Below are 16127 nucleotides of genomic sequence, written 5' to 3'. Positions count from 1 at the left end.
ATGCTCGCTATGCTTATAGCGACATCTGATAAATTTTCACGACATCGGCGCGAGTCAGCTTCTGGAAGTTACCGAAATCGCCGTAAATCATAGCTTTATCGGCCATGAGCTCGATGGTGGATTCGTCGATGTTGTAATCAGCCAGTCGGCTTGGTGCGCCGATACTGGTGAAGAACGCACGCAATGCCGCGATGCCTTCCTCGGCCACTTGCTTGTCGGATTTGCCTGCGGCATCAATGCCGAAGACGCGCTGCGCGAACTGTTTGTAGCGTCCCACGTTGGCATCGAGGGTGTGGGTCATCCAGTTCGGGAAGAGGATGGCCAAGCCGCCGCCGTGCGGGATATCATGGACAGCAGAAACCGCGTGCTCCAGGTTGTGCGTCGCCCAATCCCCACGGATGCCCATGCTTAGCGTGCCATTCAGCGCCATAGTGCCGCTGTACAGAATGGTTGCGCGATGTTCAAGATTGTTCAGATCCTCTAGCAAAAGAGGTGCCGTGTCGATAACCGTACGCAGAATCGTTTCGCAGAACCCATCCTGCACAGGAGAGTTCGTGCCATGATGGAAGTATTGCTCAAAGACGTGAGACATAATATCGACCATGCCGTATACGGTTTGGTTTTCAGGCAAGGATGTTGTATGGGCTGGGTCAAGAATAGAGAATTTCGGGAATGAAAATGGACTTCCCCAGCCAAGTTTATCTTGGGTTTCCCAATTGGTAATGACAGAACCGGCGTTCATTTCGGAGCCAGTCGCAGCGATTGTCAGCACGGTTGCTAACGGTAGTGCGCCTGTTGCTGCTGCTTTGCGCGTAGCGATATCCCAGAAGTCGCCATCGAACTTGGCGCCCACGGCAATGGCTTTCGCGCAGTCAATCACACTGCCGCCGCCTACTGCAAGGATAAGGTCGATGTTGTTGCTACGGCACAGGGTTACGCCGCGGTGGACGGTAGTTAATCGCGGGTTAGGCTCAACGCCGCTAAGCTCTACGATGGTTGCCTCTAGTCCTTGTAAGAGCTGAACAACCTTGTCATAGATACCATTGGCTTTGATGCTGCCTCCACCATAGACAAGCAAAATATTTTTCCCATACTTCGGTACTTCGGTCGTTAGTTTGTCTAATTGACCTTGACCGAAATGTAGGGTAGTTGGATTATGGAAAGTGAAATTATTCATGATTTTACCTCCTTGAACATATCTGGGGCGTTGTGCACCTCTTATTATTGTATAGTAACAATCTGCTAAAAACAAAATTGGCGGCGGATTCGTAGTTCGCGAGCATATAAGAAGGACATAGGGACAAGGTATAGAATGAATAAGGGGAATGTCATCTGGTAGGGATGTGATTGCAGCATGGTGAAAATAAGAAAGTCTGACCATATCTTAGAAATTGCATATAGTTGTGTACGTTGGTTCCTTCTTGCTGCTTCATCCTATTTGTATTTGAACTATTATTATAGCGCCTCGCAGAGTCTATCTCTTTTTTGGAGTATGCTTGCAATCGCTATTCTGTATATGGCAACTACGGAGGTGGCTCTGCATTTTACGCCTATAGCCTCTGGATTCTATCGCATAGTGACACGAATAGGTGTAGTCATGGATTATGTATCCTTTATTGCTGTTATCGTATTGACAGATGGGACACATAGCCCACTTCTCCCAATTGCTTACTTAGTTATTCTTCATGCTTCGATGTATTGGAGTTTCCGAGGATCCATGGTGGCGACGGGGATGATCATCATCGGATATTGTTTCGTAGTTGAGCTAGTGGATGGCGGGTTTCTAATAGACGATCTACCCCGACACTTTTTTAATTTTGTCTTCCTACTTATGATTGGCGTCATTGGTGGCATCATTGTAGCAAGGGAGCGGAAGCATTTCATTGAAAAGGGGATTTTTGAAAATTTAGCAAAACAGGATTATTTAACAGGGCTCCATAACCATCGTAGCTTTCAAGAACAGATTAGAGAGGTTATTGCAAATAGACGACCACTCACACTTATGATGGGGGATATTGACTATTTTAAGCAAATCAATGATCGCTACGGTCACCAAGCAGGTGATACGGTTTTGAGAGAGATTGGCAGCCTATTAGAGGCGTCCATCCCAAGTACGCAAGGCTGTGCCTTTCGCTATGGTGGTGAGGAATTTGCGATTATTTTATATACAGATTCTCAGCATAAGGCGATGGAGCTATTCAACTTATTTCTGGACAAGCTGCGGGCCAAAGTATTTGAGCATGGTAATGATGCATTTCAAGTTACGATGAGTTTCGGGGCCGCACTCCGTGATCGGGGACAAGGGAAGTCGGAGCTGGTCGCCGCGGCTGATGAATTACTATATGAAGCGAAAACACATGGCAAGAATCAATTGCTATGGGCTCGTACAGAAAGGATGGAGTAGAAACTATGGCAACCTTATCTCCTTATATTTATAGTGCTGACGCGCGAAATCAGGCTGACTTCTATGTGAGTGTGTTAGGCGGAGAAATTATTAACGTCCAGTCGTATGGCGATCTACCTGGGATGGAAGAGTCGAAGAAGCACCTGGTTATGCATTTGGAACTGCAGGCGCTGGGTCTGCGATTCTTCATGGCAGATGCAGGTATAGAGGCCAGTGACAGAGGCACTGGCATGGATTTAGCACTCACCTTCAAGGATGAGGAGGAGGCGCGCAAGATTTATGATGGTTTAGCTATGGATGGCGATGTCATCATGCCATTTGAACGCATGTTCTGGGGAACGATGCTGGGACGTGTGCGAGATCGTTACGGAGTCGTGTGGCAGGTGGCCACTGAATTATAAGTGGAACGAAGAGAGCTCCCTTGTGAGAAGCCGTATGGCTCTCGTGAGGGAGCTTTTTCCTTGCCCTCTCCGATACTTCTCTCCGCTAATTTTCGTATCATCCGCTACTCCCACGACTGGTGTAATTCTAATGGACATAGCTGCCTCTATTGCGACGAAATCAGACGGACTCGACATTTAACGGACACAGGCGCCGCTATTTACGGTTTTGGAGGCCATATTGCACCATAATCAGGAGAATAACGGCCGTGTTGTCCGATAGAACAAGCAGATCCAACCAAATGACCGAATAACGTCATCTGTGTCCGTTAGATGGGAGCGATGGGGAGAATTGAGGTAGATTTCGCCTCCAGATCGCCCATTCCGCCTCAGGACCGATTCGAACGCGTTTATATTCTGTTTAAAATAGGGGAGTATGATCATAACCAGTGGTAGATAACAAATTCATGCACACGGAATTACATCCGATCGGGCAAAGGAGTAGAGATAGATGGCAAAGACGAAAAGAGATCAACCGAAACAAAAAAATGACTGGCGGGGCTTCCTCCGCTTACTGAAGAGTGCTAATCCGCCTAAACTTTTACTGAGTATTGCACTAGGGTTAAGTGTGATCGCAACGCTTGTCTCCTTGGTTATACCGCTATTCACGAAAAATGTGGTGGATAATTTCTCCATCAGCTCACTAAATTGGTGGCAAATTAGCGGGATGGGGCTTGCGTTTATCTTATCGGCTGTTGCTTCTGGCGTAGCCACGTATTTATTGAATTTTTCAGGGCAGCGGGTGGTCGCTGGTATTCGGGATCGCCTGTGGAAGAAGCTGCTCGTGCTTCCGGTTAAGTATTATGATAATCATCAAACGGGGGACACGATCTCGCGGATGACGAATGATACGGCCATTATTAAAGGGCTTATCGCCGAGCATATGGCAGGCTTTATTACAGGCACCATTTCCATTATCGGGTCTATTATCGTGCTATTGTATATGGATTGGAAAATGACACTGATCATGTTCAGCATATTCCCGATTGCTTTCCTTATCCTTTTTCCATTGGGTATGCAAATGTACAAAATTTCTAAAGGCATGCAAGCCGAAACGGCTAATTTCACGTCGGTTTTGAATCGGGTATTATCTGAGATTCGTTTGGTGAAGGCTGCCAATGCAGAGCCTGTGGAGTACAAGGAAGGTAGCGCAGGGATCCAGACGTTGTTCAAATTTGGACTAAAAGAAGGCAAGATTCAAGCATTGATGTCGCCGCTGATTATGTTTGTCATGTTGATGATGTTCGTCGTCCTATTCGGATATGGCGGTACACGTGTAGCGTCTGGTGCGATATCTGCGGGTCAGCTAGTCGCATTCATGCTGTATTTATTCCAAATCGTGATGCCGATTACGCAGATTACACAATTTTTCACGCAAACGCAGAAAGCGATGGGCGCAACAGATACCATTCTTCAGGTGCTGGATCATGAAGAGGAAGATCCGCACGCAGGTTTACCCGTCAAAGATGCTTCCCAATCGCTGCATTTCGAGCATGTATCGTTTGGTTATAAAGAGGGTGAATCGGTTCTCAAAGATGTCAGCTTCACGATGGAAGCGGGCAAAGTCACCGCCATTGTCGGACCAAGCGGAAGCGGGAAGACGACGATGTTCTCGTTGCTGGAGCGTTTTTATTCTCAGCAGAAAGGTAACATTTCGCTGGGTAAAGAAAAGATTGGTCAGTACTCGCTCGTCTCCTGGCGCAGCCAGATCGGCTATGTATCGCAGGAAAGTCCGCTCATTGCGGGGACAATTCGGGATAATATTTGTTATGGCTTGCAGCACGGAGTGACAGAAGAGGCGCTGAAGCGGGCTTCCGAGATGGCCTATGCGGATGGTTTCATTGAAGAGCTTCCGCAGAAGTATGACACGGAAGTAGGAGAGCGCGGAATCAAGCTGTCAGGCGGACAGCGGCAACGGATTGCCATTGCCCGGGCGCTGCTACGGGATCCGAAGATTCTCATGCTGGACGAAGCGACATCAAGCTTGGATAGCAAATCAGAGGTCGTCGTACAGCAAGCGCTGCAGAACTTGATGCAAGGACGTACCACGTTAGTCATTGCCCATCGTTTATCTACGGTCGTCGACGCGGATCAGATCGTGTTCCTCGACAAAGGTGTCGTTACAGGCCGCGGCACGCACCAAGAGCTTATCGAGTCGCATGAGATGTATCGTGAGTTCGCTACCCAACAGCTGCAGATACAAGAGCAGTTGATTGCGGAGCATTCACCGCTGGCACCTGAATTGGCGCCAACCGAGCAAATCCATTCTTGAATGAAAAAAGCCTCTACACCCATGAAATGACGGGGGTAGAGGCTTTTTGTTCATTCGCGGCGTTAGGAGCCGCCAAGTCTTCCCTTCATTAGGACAGCAATTTGCTGCTCCAGATCTCCCTTAAGCTCCAGTTCTCGAATAATGCGCTCTTGGCGCTCGACGGGCTGATTCTGACTGAGCTTGGCCTTGCCTTCGATGCTGGAAATCGAGAGCCGGAAGGCTTGAATCCCTTTACTCAGCCCTGCAATAAAGTGAGGGTCAATGCTGTCTAAATCATACGTGCTGTTTGATCCCTCATACCTACTTGTTAGCTGCCGTAAGACGCGTAACACGTCTTGATCGTCGTGAATGAACTCGACCTTGCCGTACACATGAACGGCCGTGTAATTCCACGTGGGTACAGCGGCAGGCGTTCCATACCAGGAAGGGGAGATATAGCAGTGAGGACCTTGGAAAATCACCAAGATCTCTTGTCCCTCGATATCCATCCACTGAGGATTCGAACGAGCGAAATGCCCATATAGGCAATGCTTCTCCGAACTCAATAGGAAGGGGAGGTGGGTCGCAAAGGGACGCTCCTGATGTTGCGAAACGACAGTGGCGAAACTATGTGCTTTGATGAGGTCATACATCTCCGACAGCTCTTCTATTTTAAAATGGGACGGTGTGTACATGGCTGCACCTGCTTTGTCTTAGCATTTTAGCATTAGTATAGCAACTCCTATGGTACATAAAAAGTGCCAATTACTTCGATTTTGAGTAGACCACTACTATTGCTTACGAATTGTGTACAGGAGGTCGCAACCCTAATGTCGAATACCTAACCAACTACGCAATTCAAGAGGAGGCAATAGAATGGAAAAGGTTCGTTGGGGAATTATTGGCTGCGGTGATGTGACGGAGGTCAAAAGCGGCCCAGCCCTGCAGAAGGCAGAAGGCTCGGAATTAGTCGCGGTTATGCGCCGCAATGGGGCATTAGCAGAGGACTATGCGAAGCGGCATGGTGTGGCAAAATGGTATGATGACGCCGCGGCGTTAGTCAACGATCCAGATGTAAATGCGGTCTACGTCGCAACACCGCCAGGCTTTCATCATGAATATACGTTACTCGCGGCCAAAGCAGGAAAGCCTGTCTACGTGGAGAAGCCGATGGCTAGAAATCACGCTGAGTGTCAAGAAATGATCTCCGCTTGTGAAGAAGCGGGTGTGCCTTTGTTTGTGGCGTATTATCGCAGAGGACTCCCGAAATTCGTGGAAATCAAGCGTTTGATTGATAGTGGGGTGATCGGGGAGGTTCGCTTCGTACAATCCACGTACTTGCAACCGATGAGAGATTATGAAGAAGGACTAGAACCGTGGCGCATTCAGCCTGAACTATCAGGCGGCGGACTATTCGTGGATTTGGCGAGCCATGCGCTAGATATCCTTGATTATATATTGGGGCCGATCGGAGAGGTCAAAGGCTTCGCAAGCAATCAAACCGGCAAGCAAAAGGTCGAAGATATCGTAACAACGAGCTACGCATTTGAATCCGGTGTAATGGGTACAGGGGTATGGAGTTTCAATGCGTTCACACGCCTAGATTTGAATGAGATTGTGGGTAGCCTTGGCAAACTATCGTTCTCTACGTTCAGTGGTGATCTGCGCATTGAAACCGCAGATGGTGAGGTTCAAGAACTGACGATTCCCAACCCTCCGCATGTGCAACAGCCGCTGATTCAGAAGATTGTTGATGATCTCCGAGGCATCGGGCAAAGTCCTAGTACGGGTGTAACTGCCGCACGTACGAATCGTGTGATGGACGAACTGCTGCGCGACTTCTACCGCGCATAAGAATAAACGAAAACCCCAGCCTAATGTGAATGCCATCACATCGGACTGGGGTTCTTTATTTGTGCATTAGGCTTTCGGGCTCGGCGTTGCTACAATAGGAGCAGGTGCCGACGCTGAAGGATTGTCGGGTGCTAAGGAGCGCTTGTTAAGGAACAAGCTGAGCGGCAGAGCGACCAGTACAATAAATGTGGCAAGCAAGTATACGTCATTGACACTCATCGTGAAGGCGTGCGAACCAATTTGCACTTTGTCTGTCATTCCGCCAGTAGCAAGGTCCTTGCTATGCGTTGCGGTTTGGGACGATAGAACGGAAGTGAATAGGGCGATTGCAAAGGACCCGAATACGTTACGAACCCAGTTATTAATCGATGTTGCATGGCCAGAGAGAGTTCTCGGAATTTGCTCCATCCCTGCATTACTTGCAGGCATCGTAGCGAAAGCAATCCCGACGTTCCGAACGATCATCCAGAACACAATATAGCCGCGTGATACGTCAGTACTTAACCAACTGAGTGTGAGCGTACCGATCGCAATTAAGGAAATACCGATAAAAATTAGAATACGAGGCCCAACACTGCTATACAGCTTGCCTACGATTGGCATACAAAGTGCCATTACGAGGGAGGCGGGTAATAGAATTAGTCCTGTATCCAATGGAGTAACATGCTGAATGTTTTGCAAGAAAATCGGTGTCAGGAAGGTACCTGAGTACAAGCTTATCGTAACAATACTGGAAATAATGAGTGATAGCGTATATCTCGAGTTTTTCAATACACGGATGTTCAATAATGGGGAGTCAGCCTTAAGTTCTCTCCAGATGAATAGCAGAAGGACTAGGAAACCTGTTGCAAATAGACTGATAACACGTCCTGATGACCATCCCCAAGCATGTCCTTGGGAGAAGCCGACGAGCAAGGCAAGACTGCTGACAACGACAGTGAGCAAGCCGATTAAATCGAATCTTTTTGGAACCGAAAGACGGTAATAAGGGATTAATTTGAAAACGAGAATAATAGCAACAATGCCGACAGGTACGTTCATGAGGAACAACCAGTGCCAGCTCCAATTTTGCAATAACCAACCGCTCAATGTAGGCCCGATTGCTGGCGCCATCATAGCAGACAAGGACCAAAGTGAAATCGCGATCGGTTGCTTGTCACGCGGGATAACTTGATACACAATCGTCATGGTAGCCGGCATAATTAGACCGCTGAAAGCCCCTTGAATAATACGGAAAGCAATCAGTGATGAAGCATCCCATGCTAACGCACATAGGAGTGAAAATATTGTAAAACCAATCAACGCAATCGCGTATAATCGTTTGTAGCTGAATTTCTCCCCGAAATACCCTGTAATCGGAGCGATCGTACCGCTTGCGAGCATGAAACCAGTAATTGTCCATTGGATTTTGCTCAAATCGGTATGGAAATGATCACTAAGAATCGGTATCGCGATATTAATCGTACTCATACTTAGAATCGAAACGAACGATCCGAAGAAGATAGCGATCATAATTGGCCAGAAGCGCACTTGCTGTAACTCATCCTTGCTCAAAATAATGCCTCCACTCTATCATTGATCTTACCGATAGTATTCTCTATAATTTTGAATGAAAATCATCATACTACCGATATGTTTATATGTCAATAATGACATAAAAAAGGAGCGCTAATGAATACCCTTTCATATGGATTACTAAGCCTTTTAACCAAAAACTCCCGTTCGGGGTATGAACTTATGCAACATATTCAGCCTTTTTGGTCCGCCAAACATAGCCAGATCTACCCCTTATTAGCACAATTAGAGCAAAAGGGGCACGTGGCTTTCGTACATGTACCACAATCCGATAAGCCGGATAAGAAAGTGTACTCCATCACAGAGCAAGGGAAGCAAGCATTACGGGGGTGGATCGCTGAGCCAACGGACGAACCTGTGACAAGGGATGAGCTTGCCCTTAAGGTGTACTGCATTGGATTAGTAGATAAAGAACAGGCGAGGAAGATGCTCGCGGTACGCGAAGTATATTATAAGAAGAAAAAAGAGCGATTCAACCTCCTGATGGATAAGCTCCAACAAGGAAGTGAGAAACCGCTCGATCAATTAGAGATTGAAGATGCTGCATTCGGCATGTATGTATTGGTACATAAAGCCACAATGAAAGTAGATACGGATTTGTATTGGTGTGAGTGGATGAAGGAGAAATTGAAGTGATTTGATGTATTTTCAAGTGATCCTAACTGCCGATTTCCTGAATGACTGTTTGGATTTTCTGCAGACGAATGTATTCGGACTTCTCTAATTGCGGTCGGAAATAAGCATACAGGTAGGCCGCATCCTCGAACGTCAATGCAGGGTAGCAGACGACCTCTTGTACGACGAGCGGATTATCCATGATAACCTGCCATTCTCCGGCTCTCTCTGCTTGAGGGATGTTTGCGAAAATGTGTTTCTTGGCAGCTAGGGTACTTTCGAGCTCTGGCCAAATCTTCTCCCAAGATGGACTGAAATCAACAGGTTCAGGAAAAAGCCGCTTTGCTTTCGCAACGGACTGTTCGACGATGTCCATTTCCGTGTCTCCCGCGGCTTTGATCGCATCTGTGAGACTGTCGAGTAACCGCCTGAAACCTGCGAATCCTTCCGAAAGTACCTCGCGCCTAAATAGGGCTTCCGCTTCCACGGTAGTCAGCTTGTTGAAATCCGCCAATGTGTTATTTGTCATACAGGCCACAACCCCCCCAAACTGTTCCTTTTCCCAAATTTATCACAAATCATTTTCCAAATAAAGCCCTTTCATTTCATAAAATAAGCTTCTGGTTTAAATTGAGTTTATATTGCTCCTTTATACTAATTTCTATCATAAACACATTCTATATGCAGACAATAACATCAAGAATCGAGGCTGAACATAAATGGCACCTATTATGATCGTAGATGATGATCCGTATATTCGTGAGCTTGTCCGCGTGTTCATGCTGAACGAGGGCTTCGATGTCGTCGAAGCCGAAGATGGCGTCCAAGCGCTAAAGAAGCTGCAAACCGTCCAAGTCGATATGGTTATTCTCGATGTGATGATGCCGAACATGGACGGATGGGAGCTGTGCAAGGAGCTTCGAGAGCATTATGATTTGCCGATACTTATGTTAACGGCCAAAGGAGAAACGGCGCAGAAGGTCAAAGGCTTCGAACTCGGCGCAGACGACTACCTCACCAAGCCCTTCGAACCGCTTGAGTTGGCGATGCGAGTGAGAGCGCTGCTAAAGCGCTATAAAATCGCTTCCTCGCAAACGATTCAGGCTGGCGATTTAAGTATGAATCGCAAAACCTATGAAGTCACCATTGGCGCAGAGAGCATCACGCTGCCGCTCAAGGAGTTCGAACTGCTCTACAAGCTCGCGAGCTACCAGGGCAAAACCTTCTCGCGCGATCAGTTAATCGAGCAGATTTGGGGCTTCGACTATGAAGGCAACGAGCGAACCGTCGATGTGCATATTAATCGGCTGCGCGAGCGATTTCCTGAGGAGCGGCACGCTTTTCGCATCGCTACAATTCGCGGCTTGGGGTATCGGCTGGAGGTGCTGAAATGAATCATCGGCACAGAGCAGAGAGAAGAGAGCGGAGAGAAAGACAGAAGAAGCGGAGAATGAGCCAGAATAATAAGCAGTCCATTCTCCAACGAATAGGCGGCTTCTTTTTTGGCTTAGGGATATTTATTCTTATTATCGTGTATTGGTTAGCTGCCTTCTATGGCACGGAGTATCTATACGAACATCTGGGGAAACGCCCTGCGGAAGTCATCGTGCAATTGATCAACTGCATCGGAGGCATGTTCTTCTGGGGGATTACTATGGCCATACTTGGCCAATTTATGAGGAAACATCAGTTGATTTTCTTCCAAAGTTTGAATCAGGCGATCCGAAGCATGTCGAGAGGGGACTTCAATGTGTTGGTGGATGATAATCCTCGAAATGGACCCTTCGTGGAGTTAGCAGAGTCCATTAATCAAATGGCGACCGATCTCGGGCAATTAGAGAAAATGAGGCAGGAGTTTATTTCCAACGTCTCCCACGAGATTCAGTCGCCTTTAACGTCCATCAGCGGATTCTCCCGCGCACTGCAGAATGATCAGCTGTCGCCGGAGGAGCGTAAGCATTATTTGACCATCATTGAGACGGAAAGTGTACGCTTATCCAAGCTCAGCGAAAATTTGCTGAAACTGACTTCCTTGGAGTCGCAACATCACCCTTTTGAACCGAAGAGCTATCGTTTGGATAAACAGTTGCGCAATCATATTCTCGCTTGTGAGCCGCAGTGGGTAGATAAAGATATTGAAATGGACATCGAGCTGGATCCTGTAACTGTTGACGCCGATGAGGATCTGCTTAGTCAGGTATGGACGAACCTCATTCACAACGCAGTGAAATTTGTGCCTGCTGGCGGAACGATTCGTGTTCGAGTGGTTAGTAACGGGGAAGAGGCTGTAACGCGGATATCGAATAATGGGCCTAGCATTCCAGAAGAGGATCAGACGCATATTTTTGAACGTTTTTACAAAGCGGATAAATCTAGAAATCGCATGGCAGGCGGTAATGGGCTGGGCTTGTCGATTGCGAAGAAAATCGTGGAGATGCATCATGGGTCGATCAATGTGGAAAGCGGAATGGAGGAAATGACTTCTTTCATTGTCCGATTACCGATTGTTCAGAAGGCACAGATACCCAACATTTAATATCGTATGAACGCAAATAGAGGCCCCCGCTTATCCATGATAACCGGAGGTCTCTATGAGTCATTTTGCCTATTCAATTGTTCTTCCGCACACTCCATTCCCCGAAAATTCGCAAGTCAGTTGCTGCAATCGATACGTTCGCCTCAAAGTTAAAGTGTCCTTTCCTCTTCGTTAATTGCCCATTTAATCAACCATACGACAAGTCCCTCACTACTGTTCCTTTCCTAATGTGATGACCTGCATGATCTGATTTCCTGCATGCTGGATGAACGAGTGGGACGTTCCTGCACTTGGCTCCTGTCGTTTAGAACGCAAGTGAGTAGCATGCTTCGCTAACATGGTCCAATGGACTATCCCCTCTCTTAGAAGTATGTAAGGCTCTTCGTTGTTCCTGCACCGTGTGGTGCGGGTTGTCCTCCCTGTCTGCCTTGGACTAATAATAGCCTATTATTAAAATATTGTAAATATTCAGATTATTCAAATATCTGCACGAATATGCCTATTTTTTTGTATTTCCTTGTAAATGCTTGCGTATTCGTGGAATTGCTCACATTGCTTTCTTACGTTCGAATTCTTTGAAACGAGTGCCCTGAAAAGTTAAATTCCCTATATCCCCCTCGACCATATGGCCAAACTGCTGCCGGCCTATCCACAATTCCATTCTGCTCCGGTCTTCAAACTCAAAAGTAACAAAGTAAGAGGTGTTTGAATTTAAATTACTGGTGTTCCCGGAGAGTTGAATCCGTTTGGCAACAACCTTACAGAATCGATCTTGAATGGGGGCATTGTTATTGGATGTCCAGACCGAAAGAGATTTGATAATAATGGATAGAAAGATGCCAACCGCGAGAATAAGGATGAGGATGAAGAGGAAAAGGACAAGCGTGCTTAAAGCTCCTTCATTTAACCCAGCTAGCACAAGTAAGCACTCCTTCGCAGTATTGATAGAATAGGTGAATCGACGTTCTCTTAGCTAGAGGAACCGTTTGACAAAACGATAGCCGGTTTCATGAAAACCGATGGGCGGTCGAGCAGTTCGGGAAATGTCAGTGGATTCTACATCCGTCAGCCACATCATGCCAGAGCAGTTATGATCACTTGCCAGCTGTTCGGCATAGCTTCTCAATTGTGCCAAAGGTGCTTGGTTGCTATCGGGATCTTGCTTAAGGGAAATAACCGAAATTTCACTGAACGTTACATTGTGTGCGGTATGATCTCTGCGGATACGAAAGCTTAATGTACCAAGAATCCGATTCTTTTCTTCGAAGACATATAGCAATTCATCTGGGTTGTCGCGCATGTTATGCAGCCTATTTTCAATATGTAAAGGGGAAATCAGTTTGCCAGTCAAATGAGAAACGAGTGAACTAATTGCTGATGTATCCTGGGGTGTTGCTTCACGAATGCATGTAGTCATGGGTATCCTTCTTTCTAATAACAAGTTATATTGCTAATTGTACCATATATTGGAACATTAGTTCTATATTTATGAAAAAAATGTCAATTTTTTACGTATAAGGACAATGTTTAATGAAATACAAAAAAGCGCAGCAAGAATTCATCTTGATACGCTTTTTTTGGCTTATAAACGATACTTAGGCTTGTGAAAGAATGGTGTTTAACGTTGTGCGATCGCTGGCTTGCACTAATTTGATCAGCAGTTCCTTGGCTGCGGCGTAATCATCCACGTGAAGAATCGACGCGGATGTATGAATGTAGCGCGCACATACCCCGATTACAGCGGATGGAATCCCGCTGCCTTGTACGTGCACTTGTCCCGCATCCGTTCCGCCTTGCGAGATGAAGTACTGATACGGGATCTTATGTGTCTCCGCCATATCCAGAATGAACTCGACCATCCCACGGTGGGTAATCATCGTGGGATCGAAGATCCGCAGCAGCGCTCCGCGCCCTAGCTGCCCGAAAGCTTGACGGTCGCCGGTCATATCCCCGGCCGCACTAGCATCCAGCCCGTAGAACAAGTCCGGCTGAATCATATTCGTGGCCGTTCTTGCGCCGCGCAGGCCGACTTCTTCCTGTACGGTGGCTCCCGCGTACAGGACATTCGGGAGCTTCGGCCCGCCGTGAAGCTCCTTCAAGAGCTCAATCGCGAGGCCGACGCCGTAGCGATTGTCCCAAGCTTTGGCCATAATCCGCTTCGGATTGGCCAGGGGTGTGAACGGGCAGATCGGCACGATCTGCTGCCCGAGCTTGATGCCGATGGCGATGGCATCGGCTTTGTCTTCCGCGCCGATGTCAATGTACATCGTCTTGATGTCTGCAGGCTTGCTGCGCGCAGCCTCGTCCAGCAAGTGCACCGGAACGGAGCCGATCACACCGATGATCGGTCCGTTCGCCGTCATGATCTGCACGCGCTGCGCGGGCAGCACTTGACTAAACCAGCCGCCGAGCGGCTGGAACTTGACTGTGCCGTGCTCGGTGATGCCGTTGACGAGGAAGCCGACCTCATCGAAATGGCCCGCCACCATAATGCGCGGGCCCGTCTCGTCGCCGCGCACAACGCCGAATAGGCTGCCGAGCCCGTCTTGTACGAACTCATCCGTATATTTAGCCAACTCGCCGCGTACAAATGCACGGATCTCTCGCTCAAAGCCAGGTGCAGCTTGCATTTCGGTTAACGTTTTAAAAAGTGCTAAAGTTTCAGTATTCATTAGGTAACCTCACTCACTTCGTGTGGATTGTAGGACAATATGAGAACTATTTTACCACATATGGAAGGTTAAGTTTTTGGTACCCGAAAAATGCCTATTTACATAACTAATGATATTAGTTATTATACTAATATAAATAGTTAAAAGGAGGCGTTGAACATGAAAATAACGCGAATCGGATATTTATATCAGGTGGCTTTTATGCCGAGATTTTTCCCAGTGAATTGTTACTTGGTAGAGGAAGAGTCCGAATTAACCCTGATTGATGCAGCCTTACCATTCAGTGTGAAAGGTATTCTACAGGCGGCGCAGCAAATTGGGAAGCCGATTACACGTATCATTCTAACACATGCGCATGGGGATCATATTGGTGCATTAGACGGTTTGAAAAAAATGCTGCCACAAGCTCAGGTCTACATCTCCAGAAGAGATGCGAAGCTGTTGGCGGGGGATGTGGCGTTAGAAGCGGGTGAGCCGCAAACCCCGATTAAGGGCGGCATTCCAAAAGGGATTCAGACGAAGCCCGATGTGCTGCTGGCCGATGGGGATCGGATCGGGTCCTTGCAAGCTTATGCAGCTCCTGGTCATACACCAGGTTCCATGGCATTTCTTGATGTACGGAGCCGGGCGTTGATCGCCGGGGATGCTTTTCAAGTACGAGGTGGAGTAGCGGTATCAGGTGTCGTGAAGTGGAAGTTCCCGTTCCCAGCGCTGGCGACTTGGAGTAAGGAAGCTTCTTTGGCGAGTACGCGTAGATTGAGACAGCTGGAGCCTAGCTTATTGGCAGTCGGACATGGACGGATGATTGAGCAACCGGTAGCTGTGATGGATGCTGCACTCGACGAAGCGACTGCGAAATTCCAAGGCGTATCAGCGTCAATTTAGAAAAGAGGGGAACTAGATGGCGATTCGACAAGGATTAGATGCAGAAACGGTTTTGCAAGCAGCAATAGAACTTGCTAATCAACAAGGGGTTGAGCAGCTGTCGCTGGCAGCGCTGGCGGGCCAACTCCATATCAAAACACCTTCTCTTTACAATCACATTAAAGGTTTGCCTGATCTGCGCATGCAGCTCTCGAAGCGGGGCCTTGTCCTCGTGAAAGAGGCGATGATCGAAGCGGTGATTGGTAAAGCTGAGGATGAAGCCTTGCTGGCAGCGGGTGTGGCCTATGTGGAGTTCGCTAGGAAGCAGCCGGGTTTGTACGAGGCGATCTCAGCGCTGCCTGATTATGAAGATCCCGAGCTGAAAGAGGTCGGCGCTGGGGTAGTGACCTTCCTGCTTCGGATTCTTGCGCCATATGGACTCAGTGAGGAAGATGCGCTGCATGTGGTGCGCGGCTTCCGGAGCATGGTGCACGGATTCGCCTCGCTCGAGCATCGGAATGGCTTTCGCATGGGGCTGGATCGGGATGAGAGCTTGCGCCGGTTGTTGCAGACGTATTTGCGGGGGCTGCGTGCTGATGTGGGGCGTGAGAAGTAGCATGATGCTTACTCCTACATCACACGCATACTATACTGCATTCTACTCCACCTAACTTCTTCCCAACTTAGCGAAGAGCGCGAGCCCGCATGGCCAACTAATTGGAAAAAATCCAGCTAATATGGCCGTATTTCATGAAATTGGATGACTAGATGGAAAAAGTACATCTATTTTGGCTTAATTTGATGATATGGCGACTTTGGACGAACATTACCTACATGAAATCCAGTTATTCTAGTTTTCGGGTGATAATCAGCAGAATTAGCTGCATAAAATCCAGTTAAATTTGTTGAAGTGCGT

General features: G+C 47.7%; 16 protein-coding genes. 9 read left to right on the top strand and 7 right to left on the bottom strand.

The features are described 5' to 3' along the window. Nucleotides 1-13: 13 nt before the first annotated feature. Entirely contained in the window at nucleotides 14-1177 is a 1164-nt protein-coding gene (locus tag GC096_RS38005; RefSeq protein WP_171638442.1) for an iron-containing alcohol dehydrogenase, read from the bottom strand. A 177-nt stretch (nucleotides 1178-1354) separates the two neighbouring features. On the opposite strand from GC096_RS38005, the gene GC096_RS38000 reads away from it, so the two are divergent. From GC096_RS38000 to GC096_RS37990, 3 genes are all read left to right on the top strand, one after another. Next, nucleotides 1355-2404, top strand: a complete 1050-nt coding sequence (locus GC096_RS38000; protein ID WP_171638441.1) for a GGDEF domain-containing protein — start codon at nucleotides 1355-1357, stop codon at nucleotides 2402-2404. 5 nt (nucleotides 2405-2409) lie between these two features. Further along, on the top strand, nucleotides 2410-2805 hold the full coding sequence (locus tag GC096_RS37995) for a VOC family protein (RefSeq protein ID WP_171638439.1): 396 nt from the start codon (nucleotides 2410-2412) through the stop codon (nucleotides 2803-2805). A gap of 490 nt (nucleotides 2806-3295) precedes the next feature. Next, entirely contained in the window at nucleotides 3296-5116 is a 1821-nt protein-coding gene (locus GC096_RS37990; protein WP_171638437.1) for an ABC transporter ATP-binding protein, read from the top strand. Between the two features lie 62 nt (nucleotides 5117-5178). On the opposite strand, the gene GC096_RS37985 is transcribed toward GC096_RS37990, so the two are convergent. Next, nucleotides 5179-5790, bottom strand: a complete 612-nt coding sequence (locus GC096_RS37985; RefSeq protein ID WP_171638435.1) for an FMN-binding negative transcriptional regulator — start codon at nucleotides 5788-5790, stop codon at nucleotides 5179-5181. A gap of 181 nt (nucleotides 5791-5971) precedes the next feature. Between GC096_RS37985 and GC096_RS37980 the strand changes: the two genes are divergently transcribed. After that, a complete protein-coding gene (locus GC096_RS37980) occupies nucleotides 5972-6949 on the top strand; it encodes a Gfo/Idh/MocA family protein (RefSeq protein ID WP_171638433.1) in 978 nt (325 codons plus the stop codon). Between the two features lie 66 nt (nucleotides 6950-7015). Here GC096_RS37980 and GC096_RS37975 read toward each other — a convergent pair whose 3' ends face one another. After that, nucleotides 7016-8503 carry an MDR family MFS transporter gene (locus GC096_RS37975; protein WP_246303282.1) on the bottom strand — a complete coding sequence of 496 codons (1488 nt, stop codon included), beginning with the start codon at nucleotides 8501-8503 and terminating at the stop codon, nucleotides 7016-7018. Nucleotides 8504-8620: 117 nt separating this feature from the next. On the opposite strand from GC096_RS37975, the gene GC096_RS37970 reads away from it, so the two are divergent. Continuing rightward, nucleotides 8621-9160, top strand: a complete 540-nt coding sequence (locus GC096_RS37970; RefSeq protein ID WP_171638431.1) for a PadR family transcriptional regulator — start codon at nucleotides 8621-8623, stop codon at nucleotides 9158-9160. A gap of 22 nt (nucleotides 9161-9182) precedes the next feature. On the opposite strand, the gene GC096_RS37965 is transcribed toward GC096_RS37970, so the two are convergent. Beyond that, nucleotides 9183-9668: a hypothetical protein gene (locus tag GC096_RS37965; RefSeq protein ID WP_171638429.1), complete on the bottom strand. Its 486-nt coding sequence runs from the start codon at nucleotides 9666-9668 to the stop codon at nucleotides 9183-9185. Between the two features lie 190 nt (nucleotides 9669-9858). Here GC096_RS37965 and GC096_RS37960 point away from each other — a divergent pair, with 190 nt between their 5' ends. Together GC096_RS37960 and GC096_RS37955 are read left to right on the top strand one after the other, a co-directional pair. Then, nucleotides 9859-10533 carry a response regulator transcription factor gene (locus GC096_RS37960; RefSeq protein ID WP_171638427.1) on the top strand — a complete coding sequence of 225 codons (675 nt, stop codon included), beginning with the start codon at nucleotides 9859-9861 and terminating at the stop codon, nucleotides 10531-10533. Beyond that, the gene (locus tag GC096_RS37955; RefSeq protein ID WP_246303280.1) at nucleotides 10530-11675 is read left to right on the top strand and encodes a HAMP domain-containing sensor histidine kinase; all 1146 of its coding nucleotides are present in this window, start codon (nucleotides 10530-10532) and stop codon (nucleotides 11673-11675) included. The genes GC096_RS37960 and GC096_RS37955 overlap by 4 nt, the downstream gene beginning before the upstream one ends. Before the next feature lie 547 nt (nucleotides 11676-12222). Here GC096_RS37955 and GC096_RS37950 read toward each other — a convergent pair. The 3 genes from GC096_RS37950 to GC096_RS37940 all read right to left on the bottom strand — a co-directional run bounded on the left by GC096_RS37950 (nucleotide 12223) and on the right by GC096_RS37940 (nucleotide 14347). After that, complete coding sequence (locus GC096_RS37950) at nucleotides 12223-12594, bottom strand: DUF2500 domain-containing protein (protein ID WP_312886427.1); 372 nt, start codon at nucleotides 12592-12594, stop codon at nucleotides 12223-12225. 54 nt (nucleotides 12595-12648) lie between these two features. Next, a complete protein-coding gene (locus tag GC096_RS37945; protein ID WP_171638425.1) occupies nucleotides 12649-13092 on the bottom strand; it encodes a GNAT family N-acetyltransferase in 444 nt (147 codons plus the stop codon). A gap of 178 nt (nucleotides 13093-13270) precedes the next feature. Then, the gene (locus GC096_RS37940; protein WP_171638423.1) at nucleotides 13271-14347 is read right to left on the bottom strand and encodes a M42 family metallopeptidase; all 1077 of its coding nucleotides are present in this window, start codon (nucleotides 14345-14347) and stop codon (nucleotides 13271-13273) included. 159 nt (nucleotides 14348-14506) lie between these two features. On the opposite strand from GC096_RS37940, the gene GC096_RS37935 reads away from it, so the two are divergent. Next, nucleotides 14507-15232 carry an MBL fold metallo-hydrolase gene (locus tag GC096_RS37935; RefSeq protein ID WP_171638421.1) on the top strand — a complete coding sequence of 242 codons (726 nt, stop codon included), beginning with the start codon at nucleotides 14507-14509 and terminating at the stop codon, nucleotides 15230-15232. Between the two features lie 16 nt (nucleotides 15233-15248). Beyond that, nucleotides 15249-15827 (top strand): TetR/AcrR family transcriptional regulator, encoded by a 579-nt coding sequence (locus tag GC096_RS37930; protein WP_216626390.1) that lies wholly within the window; start codon nucleotides 15249-15251, stop codon nucleotides 15825-15827. Nucleotides 15828-16127: the final 300 nt, after the last annotated feature.

Origin of the sequence: Paenibacillus plantarum (genome assembly GCF_013141695.1) — a bacterium.
GTDB lineage: Bacteria > Bacillota > Bacilli > Paenibacillales > NBRC-103111 > Paenibacillus_E > Paenibacillus_E plantarum.
The sequence above is the reverse complement of the archived record's forward strand: the minus strand, read 5'-3'. Positions and strand labels throughout refer to the sequence as shown.